General features: G+C 36.1%; 17 protein-coding genes. 14 read left to right on the plus strand and 3 right to left on the minus strand.

Going from position 1 to position 24,667, the window contains the following annotated elements:
* The first annotated feature begins 1,648 nt into the window (after positions 1-1,648).
* The 9 genes from A8B35_RS05655 to A8B35_RS22985 all read left to right on the plus strand — a co-directional run bounded on the left by A8B35_RS05655 (position 1,649) and on the right by A8B35_RS22985 (position 11,415).
* Positions 1,649-2,359: a DUF6261 family protein gene (locus A8B35_RS05655; protein WP_068471780.1), complete on the plus strand. Its 711-nt coding sequence runs from the start codon at positions 1,649-1,651 to the stop codon at positions 2,357-2,359.
* A gap of 596 nt (positions 2,360-2,955) precedes the next feature.
* Positions 2,956-4,029, plus strand: a complete 1,074-nt coding sequence (locus tag A8B35_RS05660; RefSeq protein ID WP_068471782.1) for a mandelate racemase/muconate lactonizing enzyme family protein — start codon at positions 2,956-2,958, stop codon at positions 4,027-4,029.
* A 96-nt stretch (positions 4,030-4,125) separates the two neighbouring features.
* Positions 4,126-5,142: a zinc-binding alcohol dehydrogenase family protein gene (locus A8B35_RS05665; RefSeq protein WP_068471783.1), complete on the plus strand. Its 1,017-nt coding sequence runs from the start codon at positions 4,126-4,128 to the stop codon at positions 5,140-5,142.
* A gap of 346 nt (positions 5,143-5,488) precedes the next feature.
* On the plus strand, positions 5,489-6,253 hold the full coding sequence (locus A8B35_RS05670; protein ID WP_068471785.1) for an SDR family NAD(P)-dependent oxidoreductase: 765 nt from the start codon (positions 5,489-5,491) through the stop codon (positions 6,251-6,253).
* Positions 6,254-6,345: 92 nt separating this feature from the next.
* Entirely contained in the window at positions 6,346-7,176 is an 831-nt protein-coding gene (locus tag A8B35_RS05675; RefSeq protein WP_068471787.1) for an amidohydrolase family protein, read from the plus strand.
* Positions 7,176-8,117, plus strand: a complete 942-nt coding sequence (locus A8B35_RS05680; RefSeq protein ID WP_068471789.1) for an aldo/keto reductase — start codon at positions 7,176-7,178, stop codon at positions 8,115-8,117. Before A8B35_RS05675 ends, A8B35_RS05680 begins: the two co-directional genes overlap by 1 nt.
* Positions 8,118-8,145: 28 nt before the next feature.
* Complete coding sequence (locus A8B35_RS05685) at positions 8,146-9,756, plus strand: sodium:solute symporter family transporter (protein ID WP_068471791.1); 1,611 nt, start codon at positions 8,146-8,148, stop codon at positions 9,754-9,756.
* Between the two features lie 29 nt (positions 9,757-9,785).
* On the plus strand, positions 9,786-10,661 hold the full coding sequence (locus A8B35_RS05690) for an AraC family transcriptional regulator (protein WP_068471793.1): 876 nt from the start codon (positions 9,786-9,788) through the stop codon (positions 10,659-10,661).
* Positions 10,648-11,415 carry an L-rhamnose mutarotase gene (locus A8B35_RS22985; RefSeq protein ID WP_083634332.1) on the plus strand — a complete coding sequence of 256 codons (768 nt, stop codon included), beginning with the start codon at positions 10,648-10,650 and terminating at the stop codon, positions 11,413-11,415. Before A8B35_RS05690 ends, A8B35_RS22985 begins: the two co-directional genes overlap by 14 nt.
* 338 nt (positions 11,416-11,753) lie before the next feature.
* On the opposite strand, the gene A8B35_RS05700 is transcribed toward A8B35_RS22985, so the two are convergent.
* Genes A8B35_RS05700 through A8B35_RS05710 form a run of 3 tightly spaced genes read right to left on the minus strand, consistent with a single transcriptional unit; the run spans position 11,754 to position 14,884 of the window.
* A complete protein-coding gene (locus tag A8B35_RS05700) occupies positions 11,754-12,725 on the minus strand; it encodes a type I phosphomannose isomerase catalytic subunit (RefSeq protein WP_068471795.1) in 972 nt (323 codons plus the stop codon).
* Between the two features lie 33 nt (positions 12,726-12,758).
* Complete coding sequence (locus A8B35_RS05705) at positions 12,759-13,832, minus strand: ROK family protein (RefSeq protein WP_068471797.1); 1,074 nt, start codon at positions 13,830-13,832, stop codon at positions 12,759-12,761.
* 53 nt (positions 13,833-13,885) lie between these two features.
* On the minus strand, positions 13,886-14,884 hold the full coding sequence (locus A8B35_RS05710; RefSeq protein WP_068471799.1) for a LacI family DNA-binding transcriptional regulator: 999 nt from the start codon (positions 14,882-14,884) through the stop codon (positions 13,886-13,888).
* 182 nt (positions 14,885-15,066) lie between these two features.
* Here A8B35_RS05710 and A8B35_RS05715 point away from each other — a divergent pair, with 182 nt between their 5' ends.
* The 5 genes from A8B35_RS05715 (at position 15,067) to A8B35_RS05735 (ending at position 24,636) form a co-directional block, all read left to right on the plus strand.
* Complete coding sequence (locus A8B35_RS05715) at positions 15,067-17,643, plus strand: beta-mannosidase (RefSeq protein ID WP_171973162.1); 2,577 nt, start codon at positions 15,067-15,069, stop codon at positions 17,641-17,643.
* Positions 17,644-17,941: 298 nt separating this feature from the next.
* Positions 17,942-21,124 (plus strand): SusC/RagA family TonB-linked outer membrane protein, encoded by a 3,183-nt coding sequence (locus A8B35_RS05720; protein WP_083634334.1) that lies wholly within the window; start codon positions 17,942-17,944, stop codon positions 21,122-21,124.
* 10 nt (positions 21,125-21,134) lie between these two features.
* On the plus strand, positions 21,135-22,736 hold the full coding sequence (locus tag A8B35_RS05725) for a RagB/SusD family nutrient uptake outer membrane protein (RefSeq protein ID WP_068471801.1): 1,602 nt from the start codon (positions 21,135-21,137) through the stop codon (positions 22,734-22,736).
* 58 nt (positions 22,737-22,794) lie between these two features.
* A complete protein-coding gene (locus A8B35_RS05730) occupies positions 22,795-23,661 on the plus strand; it encodes a hypothetical protein (RefSeq protein ID WP_068471803.1) in 867 nt (288 codons plus the stop codon).
* Positions 23,662-23,676: 15 nt separating this feature from the next.
* Entirely contained in the window at positions 23,677-24,636 is a 960-nt protein-coding gene (locus tag A8B35_RS05735) for an IPT/TIG domain-containing protein (RefSeq protein ID WP_075602406.1), read from the plus strand.
* Positions 24,637-24,667: the final 31 nt, after the last annotated feature.

Consider the following 24,667-nt stretch of genomic DNA (forward strand, 5'->3'; position numbering starts at 1 on the left):
TGTGTTTATAATTTATCAAAACCCACATAAGCAATGCACATTACAATCACGCCCTTGTGTGCCCCATAATTTGCTCTGGCCATGTCAGTTTCCTATTAGGTTTTTGTTGTTAACTGCGAAGATATATTTTATTATGTAATTATATGCCAAGTTGGTGTAAACAACTATAAAACCAAAAACATCAGCAAATGATTGACATAAATTGTTTCTATAAAGCTTCTACTACTTCATAAAACATCAGTTTAAATATGGCTATATCTCTATTTTACGTATCGTAGCATCTTTAAATAATTCAATTTCTTATCAATCATGCAATAATGCATTTGAATTGTGCTATTCTAAATATAGAAGTTGTTTAAAGTTGTATTGAAAATCTGCGAGTAACACCTTGATTTCATTGGCTTCAGCTAATTTTTATTCCGTAGCTACGGCTATGCAATAAAAAATTGAGCTTTGCCACTGATAATCAAATTATCACTCTCGAAATTCCCCTACAACCTTAAACAACTTCATATACTGAACCTAATATAAAAGATGCTACACAAAATTTTTTTCTACTTTTAATACCTCAAATACATATCTCAATCATCGCCCAAGAGCTAAAATAATACGCAGAAGCTAATGCAAGAATACAAAGTTAAAAAAGCAATTCACCAATATTCTTTGGTCGATTTACTAGAGGTACTTATTGAAGTTGTTTAAAGTCGTGCTGAAAAACTGCGAGTAACATCTTGATTTTATTGACTTCAGCTAATTTTTATTCCGTAGCTAAGGCTATGCAAGAAAAATTGAGCCTTGTCACTGAAAACTAATATGTCACTCTCGAAATTTCCAGACAACTTTAAACAACTTCATTGATAAAGAGCATCCAGAATATTTTTTAGTTGTAGAAGAATTAAAAAAGAGAAAATACGCTGAGAAAGACTTAAGTATTGCGAAAAAGGGACTAAATATTAGATTAAAAGTAAGAAATAAACCCTTATCATTTTTCGACAAGGTAAATTGTTTTCTTACACCCTTTATATCTAAACAGCTGCCATTTCATTTAGACCATAGGAAAGCTGAAGATCAATTTGAAAGAGATAGGCAAGAGTTTATAATATATGGGGAAACGAGACGACTTCAAGAATTATTAAAGGATAAATAAGGTTTGTGATATGTTTTTAAATTCTACCTTAAAATAAGGTATTATAAACCCCAAATGTAAGGCATGTTTGAGATTTTTTTTATCTAAATAATTGCTAATTAGGATAAAGGTTTTATTTTTACATAAGTATAATTCTTGAACCTAAATATTTATGATACCCCAAAAGCACACCCTCATTACTAGCACATCTTCAAATTGTACACCACGTAAAAAACAAGTATCTCTTATTATAATAGAAATTTCGCCATATAATTGCTGGTGAATGGTAAGTTGTAACTAAACCGAGCGATACATTATTATAAAAGCCCGCCTGAGAGTCAGGTAAGCAAATAAAATGTTTTTAAAGCTAGCCTGAGTGTCAAGTAAGCCAATAAAATACTTTTAAAGCGCACCTGAGCTTGGCCGAAGCCATTAAAACGTTTTTAAAGCTAGCCTGAGTGCCAAGTAAGCCAATAAAATACTTTAAATAACATCTATATACTAATCTTAAAATTATTAATTATGATTAACAAATTGTCTACACAAAGCAGAGTAACCGAAGTTGATGCAACAAGCAAGCTTATACTTGAAGCCTTTAGTAGGGTCGATTTAAGTGCCGATACCTATATCTCAAATCTTATTAATCAATTAACATCTAAAGTGGCCGAATTATCCACTGCCATAAAACGCGATTCTGTTGAATCGGAACTCGATACGCTCGATGCCGTTAGAGACGAGTTAATTCAGTCGGTAAACTATCTGCTTATGGGTTTTGAGCGTAACCCTAATCCAACATTCAGAACATCGGCAACAGCCCTTAAAAAGGTATACGATAAGTATGGCGTTAAAATAATTAGCGAAAGTTATGCCGTGCAAAGTTCGCTTACCGAATCGCTAATGGCCGATATGTTAAAGCCCGAATTAAAAGGGCATGTTGATGTATTAGCGGGTGTTAGCGATGCCTTTGAGGCTTTGGCTACGGCGCAAAATAAATTTAATGCCGCCGAACTTCATTATAAAGAACAAAGCTCGCAAGAAGCCAAGTTAAAAAGTGCATCGCTTATTAAAAAAGAGGTATGTAGTATCGTTAATAACGATATAGTACTTTACCTTGGCGCCATGCAAAAGGCAAACCAAGCCACTTATGGTAGTTTGGCCTTAACCATTGATAAAATTATTGATACCAATAACACTACCGTAAAAAGTCGTAGTAAAAAGAAAGTAGAGGCATAGGTGTTATTCAACAAGGGCTGTTTATTCAGCCCTTTTTTACATAATACCAATTTTGTTTTGAGATGCGTATTAAATAATTCAATATATTTTGTGTTTAATCAAGGCGAAAAAGTGAGAGATAGCCATAGTTACCTTGATCTTTTTCAACGCAGAGTAAACGCAAAAGAATTGAATTATAATGCTCATTTTAAAAGAATATTGGTATAAATACTACCAATAGTATTCTTTTAAAACCACTTCATTACGAAGTGTTGATTTATTAGAAATAGCAACAACCATAAAGTAAGCATTATAAAAATTAGTATAAACATACAAACTCCCTGGTCTTAAGATTAGGGAGTTTGTTGTATTTGATTATTGCTGAAATTATGCCCAATGACAAATAGAGATAAAAGCACCTTGCCATTTTTGTGCAGGCAACGGATGTACAATGCTTTTTCTACTCAATAATCAGCTTAATTACGACCAAAATTACCACATATTTATCAAGTAATGTATATTATTGCAAATATAGGTCAGTATTTGGTCAATTATAAGCTTATTTCTTCAATCTAAAGCTTATAGTTTTGCCTTCATAAATTATAAATAATATTTAAATGTATTCAATAAAGAACTACTCCGTATACTCAGCAAAAGCTAAATTAGAGAAACCTATTTCTGATGCCACGCATACATTAACCGAAATATCGTTTCTAATTTTACGTATACAAACCGAAGAAGGTATAATAGGCGAATCGTACCTTTTAAGTTTTCAATATAGCCCTATGGCCATTGCCGGTGCCTTAAAAGACGTGGGCGAAATGGTTATTGGTGAAGAAATACACGATACCGTTAAGGTATTTAATAAGATTGATGCAGCCAACGAGTATTTTGGTAACGAAGGTGTTAACCGATGGGCACAAGCTGCATATAATATTGCTATGTGGGATGCTTGGGGTAAAACACTTGGGCAGCCTATCTGGAAAATATTAGGATCAAGTGCTCGTGAGGTACCTATTTATGGCAGTGGTGGTTGGATTTCGTACACGCCAGAAGAATTAATTGGCGAAGTAACTGATTATAAAGCACGCGGATTTAAAGCGGTTAAAATTAAAGTGGGTAAACCCGATTGGCGCGAAGATTTAGAGCGTCTAAAAATGGTGCGCGATGCTGTGGGTAACGATATTGGTATTATGATGGATGCCAACCAAGGAATGGATGTTCCATCTTCGTTACAATTAGCCACTGCTGCTAAAGAGTTAAATATACACTGGTTCGAAGAGCCTATTAAACATACCGATTACCAAGGTTTTCAGATATTAAAAAACCAAGCCGGACTGTCCTTAGCAATGGGCGAAAGAGAATACAGTACTTTACCTTTGCGAGAGTTGTTAACACGTAATGCCATTGATATTTGGCAGCCCGATATTTTACGTATAGGTGGTGTTGAAGCTTGGCGCGAAAGTGCTGCACTAGCCGGTGCCTTTAATGTACCCGTTTTACCACACTATTATAAAGATTACGATATTCCTTTGTTATGTACTATTCCTAATGGAGCAGGAGCTGAGTCATTCGATTGGATTGATCCATTAATTGACCACCCGCTGCAAATTAACAACGGAATGGCAACTCCTCACGATCGCCCAGGTTGGGGATTCGGATTTAAAGATGAGTGCTTAACACAGTTGTAATATTTGAGAGTCAGTATAAAGTAATAAGACATAAGTATAAAGACGCGGGGAGTGTAATCACACTTCTCTCTTCTGGCTACTGACAAAAACTAAAAAATGAAAGCGTTTAAAATAACAGAAAAGGGAGGGTGTGGTTTCTTCGAAATTGAAAAGCCAACTCCACAGGATGGTGAAGTTTTAGTGCAGGTTAAAAAAGTGGGCTATTGCGGTAGCGATTTAAGTACTTACCGAGGAATTAACCCTTTGGTATCCTATCCTCGTATTCCGGGCCATGAGCTAAGCGGCATTGTTACTGCTTTGGGTGCAAATGTTCCAGATCATATTAAAGTAGGAACCCAAGCAGCCATTACGCCACAAACGGCTTGTGGTACTTGTTCATCATGTAAAAATAATAGACCTAATGCTTGTAGGTACAACGAAACATTAGGCGTTCAACGCGATGGTGCACTTACTGAATATATTGCTGTGCCTTGGCAGAAACTAGTTATTGATGATAGCTTAAGTGCTACAAAATTGGCTTTGTTAGAGCCTTTGGCAGTTGGTTTTCATGCTTCAAAGCGTGGCCAAGTTAAAAAGGGCGATAAAGTTGTTGTGCTAGGTTGCGGCGTAATTGGTATTGGTGCTATTGCAGGTTCAGCTTTCAGAGAGGGCGAAGTAATTGCCGTTGACTTGGTGGATGAAAAGTTAGAGAAAGCCAAAGTAGCAGGCGCTACACATGTTATTAATTCTAGTAAAGAAAATGTGCAGGAGCGCTTGCAAGAGTTAACCGATGGGCATGGTGCTGATGTTATTATTGAAGCCGCCGGAAATCCGATTACCTATAAGTTGGCCTTTGATGAAATTAGCTTTACAGGTCGCATCGTTTATATTGGTTACACACCAAATCCGGTGAGTTACGAAACCAAATTCTTTGTACTTAAAGAGCTTGATGTTAGAGGATCAAGAGGGTCAGAAAAGGAAGATTTTGAGCACGTATTACAAGCTGTAAAAAGCGGAAAAATTGATCCCGAAGAAATTGTTTCGCATACTTTCCCATTCGAGAAGAGTGATGAAGCAATAAAATTATGGGATGCCGATCCATCAACTGTCACTAAAATAGTTATTGAACTATAATAATTGAGTGCTAAGCATTTTTGTATAATATACAGAACGTCTTGTTTAGTATCGACATCAGCCAGTGAGCCAAAAAACAGGATTGAAATGACGTTTAAAAATCATTTTCTGTTTGAGCACTTTGAGGAACGAGAAAGTGAGAGTTTAAAATAATTTCAGTCATGAAACCTAGTTTTTTGAGTGAAATGGGTGCAGTCGACGGTCTTTTTGTCTACTTTTTTGACTGAAGAATTGAAAATCATGAACACCTTATATAATATATATTGTGGTGAACTAAAAAAGTAGAAGCCTTCACGGCTTGAGTGAAAAATTATTTAGGACAACATTGGAACTATAATAAAATAAGATGAACAGAATAGAACAATTATATTCTTTAAAAGATTTAAATATTGTGGTAACCGGAGCCTCTAGCGGTTTGGGTTTATCAATGGCTATTATGCTTGCCGAGTGTGGTGCTAATGTTATCGGCTTAAGCCGATCAGGTAAAATAAAAGTTGATTTTGAAGGAAGTCTTCCTGATAATCTAAGCTTCGATACCATTGATGTGGCCAACGAAAGCAATGTAAAGCAAAAAATTACAGAAATAGGCGAAAAGCATGGCATCGATGTATTGGTAAATAATGCAGGTGTTACTGTTAAAAAACCAGCTGCTGAGGTAACGCAAGAAGAACTTGACTACATCAATAATATTAATATTTCGGGTGTTTATAACTGTAGTAAATATGCATTTCCGTATTTAAAGCAATCGAGCAATGTTGGCCGTGTTATCAGTATTTCTTCCATGGCTTCTTATTTGGGCTTTAACCAAGTAGTACCCTATAGCGCAACAAAGGCTGCTGTGTTAGGTATAACACGAGGTTTGGCAGTTGAGTGGGCACAGGAGAATGTGTTGGTTAACTCAGTTTCGCCAGGTTGGTTTCCGTCCTTAATGAATCAACAAGTTATGGATGAAGAGCGTCAGAAGTTAATTTTGAACAGAATGCCATTGCATCGCTACGGTAAACCGGAGGAATTAGCCGCCATGATTTGCTTTTTAGCATCGCCAGCAGCAACTTATATTACCGGACAAGATTTCAGTGTAGATGGCGGAGCAAGAGCGCATGGTTTTTAGTGTACAAAGGAGTTAGTTTATTAGGCTGAGGGCTGAAGAGATGATCTCTTGTCTATTATCTAAAATCTAAGAATCTATTAAATAAATCAAGTATGAAACTCGATGCACATCAGCATTTTTGGAAATATAATGAAAGCGATTATGCTTGGATATCCGATGAGCTATCTGTTTTAAAGCGTAATTTTTTGCCCGATGATTTGGCAGAGGAGCTCCAAAAGCAAGGTTTAGACGGATGCATAGCGGTGCAAGCACGTCAGAGTGTTGAAGAAACCAAATGGTTACTATCATTGGCCAATGCGCACGATATTATTAAGGGTGTAGTAGGATGGGTTGATTTAAGAAGCGCAACAGTATTGCAAGATATTAAACAACTCGCTCAAAACCCTAAATTAGTTGGTATGCGCCATGTGCTGCAAGACGAAGAGGACTTGTCCTTTATTCTTGAGCCAGCCTTTATGAATGGTATTCAGGCGTTACAAGATAATGGACTAACATACGATTTATTGGTTTTTGAACATCAACTACCTATGGTGAGTCAGTTGGTTAAACAATTTCCAGATATGAAGTTTGTATTAGATCATATCGCTAAACCAAAAATTAAAGATAAAACCCTGCAGCCATGGAAAGATCACTTACTGCATCTGGCTCAATACAAAAATGTGAGCTGCAAGTTATCGGGCATGCTTACTGAGGCTGATTGGAATAACTGGACCATTACAGATTTTGAACCTTATTTGCAGCAAGTGTTTGCGTGCTTTGGTGCAGATAGATTAATGTTCGGAAGCGATTGGCCCGTTTGTAAATTAGCAGGCGAGTATTCCGATGCGCTTAATGTTGTAAGTCAACATCTGAAAAAATATAGCAAAACAGCTCAAGCTAAGGTAATGGGCATTAATTGCGAACAGTTTTATTTAAATAAATAATGGAGTACAGACAATTAGGAAAAACAGATATGAAGGTATCCGTACTTAGTTACGGAGCTTCAGCTTTGGGAGGCGTATTCAGCGGAACCGACGATAGCGAAGGAATAAGAGCTGTACATGCAAGTATCGATAACGGAATTAATTATATTGATGTATCTCCATTTTACGGCGATACAAAAGCAGAAACCGTACTGGGCAAGGCCTTAAAATCGGTGCCCCGCGATAAGTATTTTTTAACTACCAAAACAGGACGATTTGCCAAAGGCGTATTCGATTTTTCGCCCGAAGCCATCGATAAATCCTTACAGGAGAGTTTAAATCGTTTGGGAACGGATTATTTGGATGTTTTTCAGTTACACGATATTGAATACCAAAACAGAAAACATCTTTCTACAGTGATAAACGAATCTATCCCGCATTTACAAAAATTAAAGGAGCAGGGTGTAATTCGTTATTATGGTATCACATCATATCCGATAGATGTATTTAAACAAGTTCAGGTTGAAGCACAGGTAGATACCATGTTGTGTCACGGGCATTATATGCTTAGCGATACCATGATGCTCGATTTGGTGCCCTATGCACAAAACGATGGAGTAGGTTTAGTAGCAGCATCGCCTTTGGGTATGGGTTTATTAACCGAGCGCGGTGTAGCCGATTGGCATCCTGCTACCCAAGCAGATAAACAATGTGTTTTAGAAGCCGTAAAGTTTTGTAAAGCTAATGGCACCAGTTTAGAGGATCTTGCACTGCAATTTAGTGTGGCAAATCCCTTAATTCCAACAAATCTGGTTACTTCCTCAAAGTCTAATCGAATGATTAATAACATCAGAGTAAGTCATGAAAAAATGGATGAAGACTTGGTTGCTGAAGTACAAAAAATATTATTACCCATAATGAATAAGGACTTTGATTTTGCAAAGAATTGCGAATTTATGTAGAGAAAATCAGACAAAAAAAAACTACAATATGAAATTAAATTTAATTGATTATATCATTATTATAGCCTACATACTAGGGGTTGTTGGTATTGGTGTTTTTACAGGCTTAAAGAATAAAAAGAAATCGAGCGAAGGCTTTTTTTTAGCTGGTAGAAACCTTAAATGGCCTATGGTTGGTGCGGCTCTTTTTGCAGCCAATATATCCACCATTCACATGGTAGGTTTGGCTGGTCAGGGATTCTCCGACGGAATGGTTTGGGGTAACTTTGAATGGTCGGCAGCACTTTTACTAATTGTATTAGGATTAATATTTGCCCCGTTTTATTTTAAAACAAAAATTTCTACGTTACCTGAATTTCTCGAGCGAAGATATAACCCTCAGGCACGCTCTGTTTTGGCTTTTATCTCCTTGGTAACAGCCATATTCCTTCACATTGGCGTTAGTTTGTATGCGGGAGGTTTAGTGTTCGAAAACTTTTTTGGGATAGATAGGTATATGGCCATTACAATAATTGCAGTAATTACCTTTGCTTATGCATTTATCGGCGGACTCGAAGCTGTTGTGATCACAGAAGCCATTCAATCGGTGATATTAATTTTAGGGGCTTCTATTATGACTATTTTGGCCATGACTATGCTCCCTGAAGTTGGCGTAACCAATTGGGCCGAATTAAAAGCAGCCGTTAAACCCGATCAATTATCGATGGTACACACGCATTCATCATCGCCTTTACCTTGGTGGGCATTTTGGTTGGGAATACCTGTTTTGGGTTTAAATTATTGGTGTGCCGATCAAACCATTGTGCAAAAGGTATTAGGAGCGAAAACTTTAGAAGATGCGCAACGCGGACCTATATTTGCAGGTTTTATAAAAATACTTCCGGTATTTATTATGGTGGTTCCGGGTATTTTTGCCTACGTATTATTTAAGGATGATATTACTGTTGCCGATCAGGCATTACCTGAACTTATTTTACGCGTTTTACCTACCGGATTAAAAGGTTTAATGTCGGCTGCATTATTGGCTGCATTAATGAGCACCATTGCATCAGGTTTAAATAGCGCCGGAACAATGGTATCAATGGATATTGTAAAAAGAAAATATCCCGATACAAAAGACAAAACCTTATTAAACATCGGACGAATTACCATTTTATGTGTAATTATTGTTGCCATTGCTTGGTCGCCATTAATTGCTAAGTTCCCGAGTATATTCGAAGCCATTAATGATTTGTTGGCTGTTTTATCTCCGCCAATTTCTGTGGTTTTATTGTTTGGTGTATTTTCTCGAAAAGGAACGCCAAAAGCGGGTTTGTATACGCTGATATTTGGTTTTGTTTTGGCCGTTGTTGCCTTCTCGTTAGACTTTGAGATGATTGCCGGACAGCGTTACATTAGCGATGTTTGGAAAATCCATTTTATGATGAAAGCATTTTACATGTTTATGATATGTACCGTATTTTATTTTGCGGTAAGTGCTTTTACGCCTAAAGCCGATGCTGAAGTATTGGAAAAGCTTACTTTAAAAAATCCTTTATCGTTTATTACAGAGGGTAAAGTAAAATCCTTCTCCGATCCACGTGTGTTTGCCGGGGTATTAGTGTTTTTCATGATTATACTATATTGGATTTTTAGATAGCCAATTGGTATCAACTAAAAACTATAAAAATGCGAATGCGTCATGTGAAAATATCAGATAATGCAGAACAATCCTTTCAGTTAACACGAGAGGTTGTTCCGCATTTCTATAATCCTTTGCACTTTCACGATAAGTTAGAACTTACCTATATGGTGCAGGGTTATGGTACAGCTTTTATCGGCGATTATATTGGCCAGTTTAAGGCTGGCGATATGTTTTTTATGGGCAGTAGATTGGCCCACGATTTTAAAAATGCCCCGGAGTTCTTTAAAGCCGATTCAATCTTAAAGGCCGAGGCCATTGTTTTGCATTTTGATGAAGCATTTTTAGGTGATTCCTTCTTTAAAATTCCAGAGATGAAAGAGGTGCAACAACTGTTTAAGGATGTAAGAACGGGTTTAAAAATCGAAGGAGAATCCAAGGCTCAGGTAAAGGCAATTTTAGAACATCTTAATCAGAGTTCGCCAGTAAAGCAAATTACCGATATTCTTAGTTTGCTTGATATATTAGCGCATTCAACCGAAGTAAGTAATTTGTCGGCTAGCTTGCCATCAAACACATTTAATTATTCCGATGCCGAAAAATTAGACCGTGTGCTTTGTTATGCCATGGATCATTACAAGGAAAAAATTCCTTTGGAAAAAATTGCCGAAGTGGCGCACATGACAACCTCGGCTTTCTGTCGTTATTTTAAGCTTCGTACAAAACGTTCGTTTTCTGAGTTTATATTGGAGTTGAGAATTCAGAATGCATCGAGCCTTTTGCTTAATAGCGATTATACTGTTGAACAGGTAGCTTTAGAATGTGGATTTGAGAGTTCATCCTATTTTTACCGAGTTTTTAAAAAAGTAAAAAAAGAAACTCCATCATCTTATCAAAAACGAATGCGTTATGGAAAAAAATAATTCTGTTTTTAATATTAATAACGGCAAGCTATGCCTTGGCTTACTTATTATTTTGCTGATAAATGCTTGTACTCCGCATCAAGAAGAAACCAAAATGAGGCGTTTTGTATTTGATGCATCTATTAGTACAGCGGATATTTCAAAGGTAAATGCAGCACTCGAACAAATAGGCACCACTGATATTGTTGATGTAGCTTTCTATAAAAAAGATACCATTCAATTGTTGATGTTCGATATGGCTTCGCATTATAATTTAAACGAAACACGTTTGTTACTTGCAGAATATGCGCAAAAAAATAATGATATTTCTATTATTAGTGAGCTTATAAATTCAACGGAGCCATTAAATCGTATTTATAAGTTTGAGCAAAAAGACGCTTATACACCTCAGCAAGGGCAGTTAATTCCTATGCCTAAAAAACAGCAGAGCCGATTTGTATTGACACTCGAAATTGTTAATGATAAGGCTTTGGCCGAGGATTATGTTGAAGTACATGGCTTGGGGAAAGCATGGCCCGAGATTACCCAAAATATGAAAACCGTTGGCATTCACGAAATGGAAATCTATTTAATTGGTTACCGCGCCTTTTTAATAATGGATACAAAACCTGATTTTGATTGGGATGTGGATGGCGAAAAATGGGGGACTTTACCACGCGAAAAAGAATGGCAAGCTTATGTGGCCAAATTTCAGAAAACTAACCCCGAAAGTAAGGCTGCTGAAAAATGGGAAACCATGAGTTTGTTAGAATAGCAAAGAGAAATAGATTAGGGAATCCGAAAATGGATTCCCTTTTATCATTATAAATGTGAATCAAGGGTTGAAAAGCTTTTATTTAGAGCGCCTCGTTTTATTGGCCTCATTTTTAAATAGCTTTTGTTTGTGTTAAAACTTTAGTAAGACTGGGAAGCAGAGAGCTTTGCTCGAAGATCACCCAGCCGCACTTAACTTTTAGCATAATAAAAAGGCTATTTAAAAAGCAGCCTTGATTTTCTTTGCTTACTTTCTTTGATCAAGCAAAGAAAAGTAAGTCAGGGTATAAGGGATGAAATCCCTTAGTGTTTACTATTATGCTAAACTTTTGATTCGTATTATAAGTAAACCTCTAATAGTTTAGCCGAATTTTCTGTTTGAATTGTAATGTTCTTTTCTGAAGCCGGTATTAATACCGTTTCCATTTCGTTAACAGAAGTAGTTGTACCATTGCACTCAATGTTACATGCACCTCCTACATTCATCAATATCACAAAAGAATCAATAGCGCTGTAATCCTTTTCTATTTTTTCTTTTACTTCAATGATATTTGTAGTGAAATATTCGCAAGTTGCTAAGTTAACCGACTCGTTTGCTTTAATTGAATAATCAACTTTACCAGAATCATCATCAGAAAAATCCATCGCATTCATAGCCAATTCATGGTGTAATTCGCGTGGGTTTCCGAACTTATCGCGTCTGTCAAAATCGTAAATACGATAAGTAATATCTGAAGTTTGTTGAATTTCAGCAATTAAGTTACCACTGCCAATCGAATGTACTTTACCTGCAGGAATAAAGAATGTATCGCCCTCTTCTGTTTTGTGTGGGCTCATTAAATCCATTATTTTATTCTCGTTGTGCATTTGCTCAAACTCGGGAGCTGTAGTCTTTTTAGAGAAACCAGAATTTAAAGCAGCGCCTTCTTCTGATTCAACAACATACCACATCTCTGTTTTACCAAACGAGTTGTGCACCTCTGCAGCCAAAGCATCGTTAGGGTGTACCTGTATTGATAAATCATCGTTCGCATCAATATACTTAAGCAATAAAGGAAATTTAGTGCCGAATTTTTCATACACTTTATCGCCAATAAGCGCACCTTTATGCTCCTCAATTAAATCAGCAAGAGCTTTCCCTTTTAATGCGCCTTCGCTCACTACCGACATATCATTTTTTAAACCTGATATGGCAAAGTTTTCTCCTACAGTAGCATCATCAGCCACATCAATATTAAGTTTTGCTGGAATCTTTTTTCCTCCCCATAACATTTCTTTAAGTATGGGATTAAATTTTAATGGATATAACATAGTGTTTTTATTATCGTTTCGTTTTGTGAATTTCTATTTGTCTAACTCCTTTAAAGCATAAGCATATGCACCTAACGAAATTGCTGTACTTGCATCGAGTTTACTTGTTGCAATAGCTATTTTTTGTTCTGCATCGTAGTTTACTGTTTTATCAGAGAAAGGCACTTTTATTTGTTTGCCATTCGACTGTGTAAAAGCTTTAGCCTCCGCTTCATCATCTAGGCAATATACTTTGTGTACCAAGCGGTCTTGGCCGCAATTAAACTTTCCCTTAAGCACATTCATTACTTCGGGCATGTATAAACTGCTGGCTCCTGTTAATCCACCGCCAATAACCACTAAACCATCAAATAGATTAATTAGGTTGGCGATAGAGTCTCCAAGGTGCTTACCAAATAACTTAAAAGCATTTAGAGCAGCTTCTTTATTACCATCCTTTTTCTCTGTAGCGATATCGTAAATATCTTTTGGCATTAAAGTAGAATCCGGCGTTTCAATAGCATCATTATATGTATTAATAATCGCACGAGTACTTACACCTTCTTCTGCATTGTTATCAGGACTTATTGAATTAGAGATCAACCATACCTCAGCAGCAATACAATTATCACCAGTAATAAGCGTGTTGTTATGTACTAAGCCAGCGCCAAAACCAGTACCCAAGGTTATGCCTATAAGGTTTTTATACTGTTTCTCAGATTGTATGTTAACATCAATTAATAAACCTCCAAGAGCTTCACCGTAAGTGTATAAGTCTCCATCGTTTTGAATAAATACAGGAATGTTAAAGTGATTATTCAACATATCACCCAAAGCAATACCTCCTCTAAATGCAGGTAGATTACCTAGGTCACCAATAATACCATTGCTATAATCAGCTGGCCCTGGAAATGCAAAACTTATTGCAATTGGATCTTCGGATAATTGCGATTTGATATGCTCAAAACCATCAATCATGGTTTGCAGGCACTTTTCTAAATTATCACCATACGACGGTGTTCCGTGAGGTTTAAGTACAGCCTTTCCACCTTTAATTGCATTAAACACAAAATTAGTTCCACCAGCATCTAAGGTTAGTACTAATCTTTCGTCTGAAAATATATTCATAGTATCATTTATTTTATTTAGTAAATCGGTTTAGTAAACCGATAAAAAATATATTATCTATTTATAATCTTTGTTTTTAATTGAATGCCTTCCTTACCAATAGTATCCTCTATTTGCTTGCAAAGCATGAAAACTGACTGGTTGGCAATTTCTTCGCTGGGTTGAATAACAGAGCTTACTTTGGGTAAAGAGTAATCAAAAAGGTCAAGATTATCGAAACAGGCAAATGATAGTTGATCCTTATATGGAGTAAAGCTTGTATTTACACACCATAATGCCTCAGATGCCAATACATTATTTACAAATAAGATAGCTGTAGGACAATCTTCGGTATTCATTATGCTTGAAAAAGCATTTACTATTTCTTCTTTTTTGTTTTTAAAATCAATTTCAAAATGAATCTTACTGTCATATGTAATTCCATTTTTTTCTAATGCTGCTTTGTAGCCTCTAGTGCGGTCAGAAATATTTGGCAAATAGGATGTTGTTGAAAAGAAAGCGATTCTGCTATGTCCTTTATTGATGAGTGTTTCAGTAAGTTGCATTGCAGCTTCTTCGTTATTAATATCAACAAAGGATTGAGATGAATCTTTAAAAACTCGATCAAATAAAACGGTTGGTAAATTTTTATTTAGTGTAATATTTAAGGTACTTAAGTTTGGAGCACTGCTAGCTAATATAATACCATCTACCTGTCGTGCTTTAAACTGATCAATAATCTTCTTTTCTTTTTTTAAATCTTCATTTGTACTAGCAACCATTACCGAATAGCCTTTATCTTCGGCAAACTGTTCAATGTGCCGCGCTATTTTTCCGTAAAAAGGGTTTGAAATATCCGGAACAATAAATCCAATTGTAAATGATTTACCAATACTTAAACTTCGTGCAATGTGGTTTGCTTGGTATTGGTTTTCTTTGGCTATGGCAGTAATTTTATCTTGAGTTGCCTTACTAATATTTTTTTCATCTCCTCGTCCGTTTAAAACGAATGAGACAGCAGTTTTTGAAACTTCTGCTAGTTCAGCTATTTTTTTTATTGATATTTTTGCCATCTATACTAAATCGGTTTAGCAAAAGTATATTTTTCTTCTTTATAAAAAAATAATCTAACATTATTTATGGTGTATTTTGTTGAAATAGTATCATATATGGTTAGATTTTCATTTAAATGAAATGGAGCTGAGGTTTATATTTGTTAATGATGAAACTACAAATAACCACAAAAATAAATCGTATGCGCATAATCTATTTTATAGGACTTTTAATGGCCTTCAGTGCTTGTAAACAAGAGAAAAAAGAATCTATGGAAATAAAGCAATTAAATGAAGGTTGGGTTTATAGCGAAGTTGATGGATCACATAGAGGAGCAGCTTCCGTTCCTGGTACTATTCATACCGATCTATTAAATAATAAGCAAATTGAAGATCCGTTTTACAGAACTAACGAACGTGATCAACAATGGGTTGATAAAAAGGATTGGGTGTATGAAACTACTTTTGTGATTGAAGAGGCATTGTTATCAAAAGATAAACTTCAATTACATTTTTATGGTTTAGATACTTATGCTGATGTTTTTGTAAATGATTACCTGGTATTAAAAGCTTTTAATATGCATAGGGAGTGGGATGCAGATATAAAGCAGTTTGCAAAAGTTGGTGAGAATCAGTTAAAAATAGTTTTTCATTCGCCTATTAAAAGGGGTTTAGAATTATATAATGCGTCTCCTTATTCTTATCCCGCTAATAATGATCAATCGGAGAATGGAGAGTTAGGCGATAAAAAAGTGTCCGTTTTTACGCGTAAGGCCGGTTATCATTATGGTTGGGATTGGGGACCGCGGTTTGTTACTTCGGGTATTTGGCGTCCTGTTGAGTTACGTGCTTGGAATGATTACAAAATTGAATCGGTTTATCTAATGCAATTAATGGTGAATAATGATGTTGCAGAACTTGAGGCAGAAATAGAAATTCAGGCAGAGTCGCATTCTAATGTAAAAGCCATCATTAGAAATAAAGAGGATAATAGTATAGTCGCAAAACAAGATTTTGAAATAAATAAAGGAGAGAATAAAGTGGCCATTCCTTTTACAATTGAAAATCCAAAGTTATGGTGGAGCAGAGGTTTAGGAGAGCCTAATATGTACGATTTTGAAATTCAAATTAGCAATGGTACTAATTTGGTGAGTACAAAGAGTATATCAACAGGCTTACGCTCAATTAAATTAGTGAGGGAAGAGGATGAGAAAGGAGAATCATTTTTGTTTGAATTAAATGGAGTTCGTGTTTTTGCAAAAGGGGCCAACTACATACCTAATGATAGTTTTTTACCTCGCGTTACAAAAAGTGATTATGATAAAGTTGTTGCCGATGCTGTAAATGCCAATATGAATATGCTACGCATATGGGGTGGTGGTGTTTATGAAGATGACTATTTCTATGATTTATGCGATAAAAACGGTATCATGGTTTGGCAAGATTTTATGTTTGCTTGTTCCATGTATCCAGGCGATGAGGCCATGTTAAATAATATCAGAAAGGAAGCTGAAGACAATGTAATTCGTTTACGCAATCATCCATCAATTGTATTATGGTGCGGTAATAACGAAATAAATATAGCATGGCATTACTTTGGAAAAGGAGGCTGGGGCTGGAAAGAAAGATACACACCAGCGCAGCAAGAAGAAATACAGGAAGCTTATGTAAATATTTTTCATAAAGTATTACCTGATGTTGTGGATGAATTTACAAATAATGCCGACTATTGGCCATCGTCACCACAAGCAGGCTATGATATAGATAAACATGCCAGTGATGTAAATACATCTGGAGACATGCATTACTGGGGCGTGTGGCATGGTTTGCACCGATTTGAAGATTTTGATAAATATAAAGCTCGGTTTATGAGTGAATATGGTTTTCAATCTTTTCCTGAATTGAATACGGTAAAAACCTATGCGAGCAATGAGGATTTCGATATTGAATCTGATGTAATGGCAGCACACCAGCGCAGTGGAATTGGGAATTTGAGAATTAAAGAATACATGAGTTGGTATTATAATGTGCCTGCTGATTTCGAAGAGTTTCTGTATATGAGTCATGTTTTACAAGCAGAAGGTATTGGAATGGCCATTGAGGCGCATCGGAGAGCAATGCCTTATTGTATGGGTTCATTATATTGGCAAATAAACGATTGTTGGCCTGTTGCCAGTTGGAGCAGCACAGACTATTACCATAATTGGAAAGCGGTTCATTACACCGTTAAACGAGCTTTTGAACCTATAATAATTAGTGCGACGCAGAATAAGGGGAATATTGAAATATATGGTATTTCTGACTTTCAGCAAGAGAAGAAAGCATCTCTAAAAATTGAGCTAAAAGATTTTGGAGGAAAGGTTCTCAAAACAATTAACCAGCAGCTTAAACTCGAAGCCAATACGTCAACGCAAATTTTCACGTTTGCAAGTTCAGAGTTAAAAGGCATAAATAAAAAGAAAACTTACTTATCAATTACCCTTAAGGATAAAGATAAACTTATAGCTGAACAAAAGTACTATTTTACTTTTCCTAAAGATCAAGAGCTAGATAAGGCAAATATTGATATTTCCATAATAGAACAAACCGAAGATAAGTTGGTGGTTTCTGTAAAATCAGACTCTCTAGTGCGAAGCTTATTCTTATCATTAAATAAATCAAAAGGCTTTGAATGGAGTGATAATTACTTTGATATGGAAGCTGATGAATCTAAAATGATTACAATCTTTGGAGATGTTGCAAATATTAAAACAGAAGACATTAAAATAATGACCTTGTAAAACATCTGGTTTATATAGTAGAAGGGCACAATCAAAGGGAGCACCTATATTCTTTTTTAAAGAATTGGTGCTCCTTTTGATTTTTATTAGTTAGGGTTTACAACTAATACCAAACGCATTATATCAATCATTTGATGATGTTTTTGGTATAAATACAGAATTCTCAAACTTGTTTAAAAAGTATTATCTATTGATGAAATAGTACGTAAGGGCAATTCATAAAACGTTTAAATTTGTTAAATATGAAAGTGTATAATATACAATAAGTAAAAATGAAACTTAATTTAAATTGAATTTTATGAAAATGAATCTACGCTTATTTGCGGTAATGGTGATGTTTTGCTTTGTTCAAATAATATTAGGACAAAACAAAACAATTTCCGGATCGGTAAGGGATGATGGTGGTCAACCTTTGCTAGGAGTTTCTATTTTAATTGAAGGCACAACTCAAGGAACGATCTCAGATTTTGAGGGTAATTTTTCTTTAGTTGTTCCTGACGCACAAAAATCATTAATCTTTTCCTTTATAGGTTTTCAAGATTTGGTGGTTGATATCAGTAATCAAACTGAGTTAGATATTCAAATGGTTTTGGATAGTGAGGGTTTAGATGAAGTGGTGGTGGTTGGATATGGAACCATGAAAAAGAAATTAGTTACAGGAGCTAATTTAAATGTAAAAGGTGAAAAGCTTGAGGAATTAAGTACGCCCAATGCAATTGATGCCATGAAGGGTATTACCCCAGGTTTAAATATTGTACAAAACAGTGCGCAGCCAGGTGCAGGAACTAAGGTTTTTATACGTGGTATTGGTACAACGGGTGATGCACAGCCTCTTTATATTGTAGATGGGGTAATTCAAAGCAATATTGATTACTTAAGTACCAGCGATATTGAAAATATTGATGTGCTTAAGGATGCTGCTTCTGCCGCTATTTATGGGGCTCGTGCTGCTAATGGTGTTATTTTGGTTACTACTAGGAAGGGCCGTAAAAATATGAAAACTACGGTTACCTATAATGGTTATTATGGTGTTCAAAATGTTCGAAAATCGCCTGATTTATTAAATGCACAAGAGTATGCATTAATGATGGATGAGGCTCGTGTAAACAGTGGTTTAGCTCCTAACGATTATGCTTCTATGGTACCTAACTGGGAACAAATAGAAAGCGGAGAGTCAAAAGGAACCAATTGGTTTGAAGAGGCTAGGGTTGAAAATGCAGCTATTCAAAATCATGCGTTAAATATCACCGGAGGTAGCGAAAATTCAGCATTTGCACTAGGGTATTCTTATTTCGATCAAGAAGGTGTAATGGGCAAACAGTCCAATTCATTTTATAACCGTCACACATTCCGATTGAATAGTGAGCACACTATTATTAATAACGGTAAACGCGATATTGTAAAATTAGGACAGAATTTAACGTATTCAAAAACCAAGAATAATGGAATTCGCCAAGGAAATCAATATTGGAACGATGTACGAAACTTTGTAAGTGCTAGTCCATTTATGCCTGTTTATAGTGGCGATGAATATCATTATGCCATTGATTGGAATACGCAAGAAGGTAATCCAATTGCATTGATGGACTATTTAACTAAGTATGGCGAAAATGACAATAATACTGCTGTAGGTTCGGCTTATTTGGTTATTGAGCCAATTGATAATTTGGTATTACGTACTGAGTTAGGTGTTAACGCTTGGTGGGGAGGATCTCGTTCGTGGACTCCAAAATACGATATATCACAAAATCAATCAGAAGCTTCTGATAAAGTAGAGCAAAGTGTATACAGTGGTAATTCATTGATGTGGACAAATACCGCAACCTATGATTTTACGCCAATTGCCAATCATAATTTTTCAGTTATGGCAGGTCAAAGTATGGAAGCAACGCAAGTATCATATGATGTAGGTGCAACAGGGCGCGAAAGTTTATTTCAAACCTATAAAAATGCCTATATAAATAATACTACAGTAATTGCCAATGCATCAGGAAGCGATGATTATGGTGGCAACTTAATGTCGTATTTCGGTCGATTCTCGTGGAATTACAAAGAAACTTACCTTTTATCAGCAATGGTTAGGGCTGATGGATCTAGTAATTTTACAAAAGATAACCGATGGGGAGTGTTCCCTTCTGTTTCTGCAGGTTGGGTATTAACCAACGAAAGTTTTATGGAAGGAAATCTTGATTGGCTTTCGTTTTTGAAAATTCGTGCTAGTTGGGGACAAGTAGGTAATCACTCTATTGAACCATATTTACACTCATCTACTATTGGTTATACCGATGGTGATGGCAGTAGTTTACATTATAATGCATCATATGGTTTTGGCGATAATAAAGGTGCGCCAGGTACAACATCTTCTACTAGAAATATTGGATCGTACCCTGCGCGTATTCCAAATAAGGATATTACTTGGGAAACTTCTGAGCAATTAAATATTGGAGTCGATTTTCATCTTCTAAACTCACGTTTACAGGGTGCATTCGATTGGTATAAAAAAGATACGAAAGACTGGTTGGTTTGGACTCAAGTACCTTCTCATAATGGTATAAGCGGACAAATGATTAATGGAGGACAGGTAACCAATCAAGGTATTGAAACTTCGCTTAGATGGAACGATAGAATAGGAAGTGATTTTAATTATGGAATAACTGCATCTTATTCGTATAACGAAAATGAGGTTACGGATATTAAAAATTCAGAAGGAATTATTAATGGACCGAGTAATGTGCTAAGTGAATCTACAGGAGAAATGTTTAGGGCTGAAGTTGGTTTACCTATAGGATATTTCTGGGGGTATGAGACCGATGGTGTTATTCAGAATGATGCAGAAGCGGCAGCTTGGGTTGCACCTGATGGCGCGGATAATGCTGGTCAACCTTATTTTGATGATCAAAAAGCTGGAGATTTAAAGTTTGTAGATCAAAATGGCGATGGCAAAATAGATGATGAGGATAAAGTAAATATTGGTAATCCTAATCCTAAGCATATATTGGGTATTCAATTGAATACTGAGTATAAAGGGATTTACTTAAACATAACGGGTAATGGCGCTTTTGGGCATCAAGTTGCTAAATCGTATCGCTCGTTTGGAGACTCTCCTCTTCAAAATTACACTACTGATGTATTTGATCGTTGGCATGGTGAAGGTACATCTAATACAATGCCTAGGTTAGATTACTCAATAGGTAGAAATCAGACTTATATCTCAGATATTTATATACAGGATGCAAACTATTTTAAGGTGAGCAATATAACTCTTGGTTACGACTTTAAACGTTTAATAAAAGACATGGAATATTTTAGTGGAGCTAAATTATATGTTACACTTCAAGATTTCTTCGTGTTTACAAACTACAATGGCATGGACCCAGAAGTAGGTTATGGACCCGATGATTATCCATGGGCATCAGGAATCGATTTAGGTTTGTATCCTGCAGCCAGAACAGTTTTAGTAGGAGTAAGTCTAACCTTTTAATTGAAAATTTATGAAAAATATATTTTATATATCAATAGCGTTTCTAACAATTCTTACGAGTTGTGGAGATGAGTTTTTAGATAGAGAAAATCTATTTGAAAAAGACTTAGACAACTATTATCAAAATGCAAAAGATGTTGATGAAGCCTTAGTTGGAGCGTACTCATGTTTAGCAGTTGATGATGCGCAAAATCATCCTATTTTAATGGCAAATATTCAATCTGATGATTGTTTTGCTGGGGCCGGAACAACAGATCCAATTCCAAATGATTTAGATAAATTTACTAAGAATTCGGGTGAAGATACATTCTTGCATATATACGAGCGTTGCTATCAAGGGATATTTTATATAAACACACTCTTGGCTAAAATAGATCAAGCAACGTATACCGATGAAGAGTTAAAGCTGCAGCAAAAAGGAGAGGCCTATTTTTTAAGAGCTTTCTTTTATTTTCGCTTATCTCAATTATTCGGAGAAGTTCCACTACAGTTAGAGCCTGAGTTATTATATCTAGGTAAATCAACTCCTACCGAAATATATACTCAAATTACCTCTGATCTAAAAATAGCTATTGATAGCCTTCCAAAAGAAAAATATACAACAGCATGGGCATCTGTAAATAGTGGTAGAGCTACAAAATGGGCTGCACAAGCTTTAATGGCAAGGGTATATTTGTTTTATACAGGCTATTATAAACAACCAAAATTGAGTACGCTCGAAGAGGGTGATGTTACAAAAGATATGGTGGTTGAATGGTTAGAATCTTGTATTAATGAAAGCGGACACGACCTAATAGGTGATTACGAAAGTGTTTGGCCCTATTCGTACTTAGATGATAATTGGGCAAAGGATGGTCATATTGAAACGGTGTTTGCCGTTAAATATACAAACCAAGGTGTTTGGCCAGGTAATCCAGGGCGATTAGCTTATAGTAATCAATATTGCCTTTACATTGGAATGCGCGGAGCAGAGTATGCACCTTATGGTCAAGGTTGGGGTTTTGCTCAGGTATCACCAAAATTGCGCGAGGCTTTTGTTGGAGATAGTCGCTTATCACAATCTATTGTGGATATAACTTTAGAAGTGCCAGATTATGAGTTTGGATTAGACAGAAATAGAGAAGAAACGGGTCTATATATTAAAAAACACATTCCAATTGTTGCTGATGATGGCGAGGGAAATGTACGAGGAATGTATTACAACTTATATGGTGGTGTGCAAGCCAATATGCAGCTTTGGAATATGCAGGATGATATTATTATTCGTTTCTCAGATGTTTTATTAATGCACTCAGAATTAACAGGAGAAGTAGCAGGAATTGATAAAGTTAGAGCACGTTCAGGTATGTCATCGGCAGGAGCCGATTTAGAAACCATAAAAGCAGAACGTAGAAAAGAATTGGCCTTCGAAGGGGTTCGCTATTACGATTTACTACGCTGGGGCGATGCCAAAGAAGCTATAGAAGAAGCTAATGGTACAATCGTTAAAAACTCGGGTGTTGATGAACCTTATCAAGTAACGTTTAATGCAGATCGCGTATTTCTTCCATTGCCTGAATCTCAAATTAGATTATCGCAAGGCAATTTGGTTCAAAATCCGGGATGGGAGTAAAGCATTGGATTATAATTAATTCTAATGATTGAATTATTAATAATTAAAACATGAAGCAATGAATAAGAACACTATATATTTATTTATAATAGGCTTACTGGTATCTGCAGCTTGCGACCCTATAGAGGATAGGCAATCGATGGAACCAGCTAAGTCAGAAACCGAATTGTTAGCGTCTGTTTCAGTTGAGGTAGATGGTAATAAGGTGGTTTGCACAACTTCCGAAAAAGGACTAATTGCACAGTGGGTATCTTCTTCTGGATGGATGGCCACAGGACCCGCTCATGAATTTGTAGTTGCATTAGCGGGCGATTATGATATTGATATTAGTTTTTACGGAGGAGATAAAGTAGTAAAAGTAACTCAATCGTTTAATATAGCTCAGGACGATCCTAATTTCTTCGATCATCCTTACTGGCAATTATTAGCCAAAACAGAAGATGGCGCCATTGAAAAAACATGGGTTTGGGCCGATGATAATACCTATCAACCCGATTGTATTTGGGGTAAAGGAGGATGGTTAAGTCCTACACCTAATTGGTGGGCTCCTTCTATTGCCGATGCAATTGATTCTAAAGGAATGGCTTTAACAGATAAGCTAACTTTTAAAATGGATGGTTTAAGTTTTGATAGTGAAACAGGTGCAACACCAGGAAGCGGAAGTGGTACTTGGGTATTGCAAGTTGGTGGCGAACACCAGGTTTTAGATGAAGAAGGCAATGTTGTTTTTGAAGGAAAGCTTGTATTAACAGGGCATTCCATCCCATTTGGGGTTGATGGTGATGCAGAGGCTAATGTATATTACGAATATTATATAGTTAATCTCACCGAAAACGAACTTAGACTTTGTGCTACTCCTACAGCGAACGATGGAGATGCTGCTGCTTGGTTTTGGCACTTTAAGAAAGAAGGTTACTCATATTAACAAAACGTTATAGCTATGAATAAAACAAAATATATAAGTCAATTTACAGTATCTTTTATGATACTAATTGGATCATTATTGGTATTTAATACTTCTTGTATGAAAGAAGAAGTAGACGAGCCCATAACTATTGATTCACCAACTCCTGAGCCACCAGAAGTTGAGGTTCCGCCAGTTTTTGAATTAGAGGGTTTTACTCCTGAATACGGCGTTCCTGGTACAATGATAACTGTTACTGGTTCGGATTTACAAAAGATTGAGTCTATATTGTTTCCTGGAGGCACCGTAGTGCTTGCAGCCGATTTTGTTGAGCAAACAAGACGTCAGATTATGGTTGAAGTACCGGCTCACATAGAGAGTGGAATACTTACCTTAACAGCTACTGATAATGAAGAGCCTGTAAATGTAGAAACAGAAGAGAACTTCTTTGTTTTTGCACTTACACGTACAGCTTTAATTCCGGTTGATGCTGCAGATGCAATAATTTCGGATAACCCTGATGTGTGGCCCGACTTTATTCAATCTGGAGGCTTAAATTGGAGTGGACAACCATTTCTCGCCATTACAGATGACGCCGTTTCAAACGGAGCTGGTGTTAAAGGAAATGGAACAGCAATTGGTAATGGTGATTTTATATGGGGTTGGGGAATGAACTGGACTCCAATGGATTTTCAATCAACTAAAGCAACTCATAATCTGCGTATTGATATGAAGTTAACTAAGCCATTTGGTAGTAATCCTCGTTTTGCATTTTTAATTAATAAACATCAAATTAATTTAGGAAGCTTTGGTTTTGGTGCCGATGGAACTTTTGAAGGTTGGTTTACTGTTGAAATAGATTTATCAGCTTATGGTAATTTGCCAGATGGTAATATTGAAGCAACAGGCGATTGGGGCTTTATTATGGATTATGTTGATGGAACAGCGGATGTTACAGGATTATATATGGATAATTTCCGTTTTTCACCAAAGTAGATTTTACAGTTTAGTGTGTATAAAGTGAATT

The sequence above is a fragment of the Saccharicrinis aurantiacus genome (genome assembly GCF_001660705.2).
Classification (GTDB): Bacteria; Bacteroidota; Bacteroidia; order Bacteroidales; family Marinilabiliaceae; genus Saccharicrinis; species Saccharicrinis aurantiacus.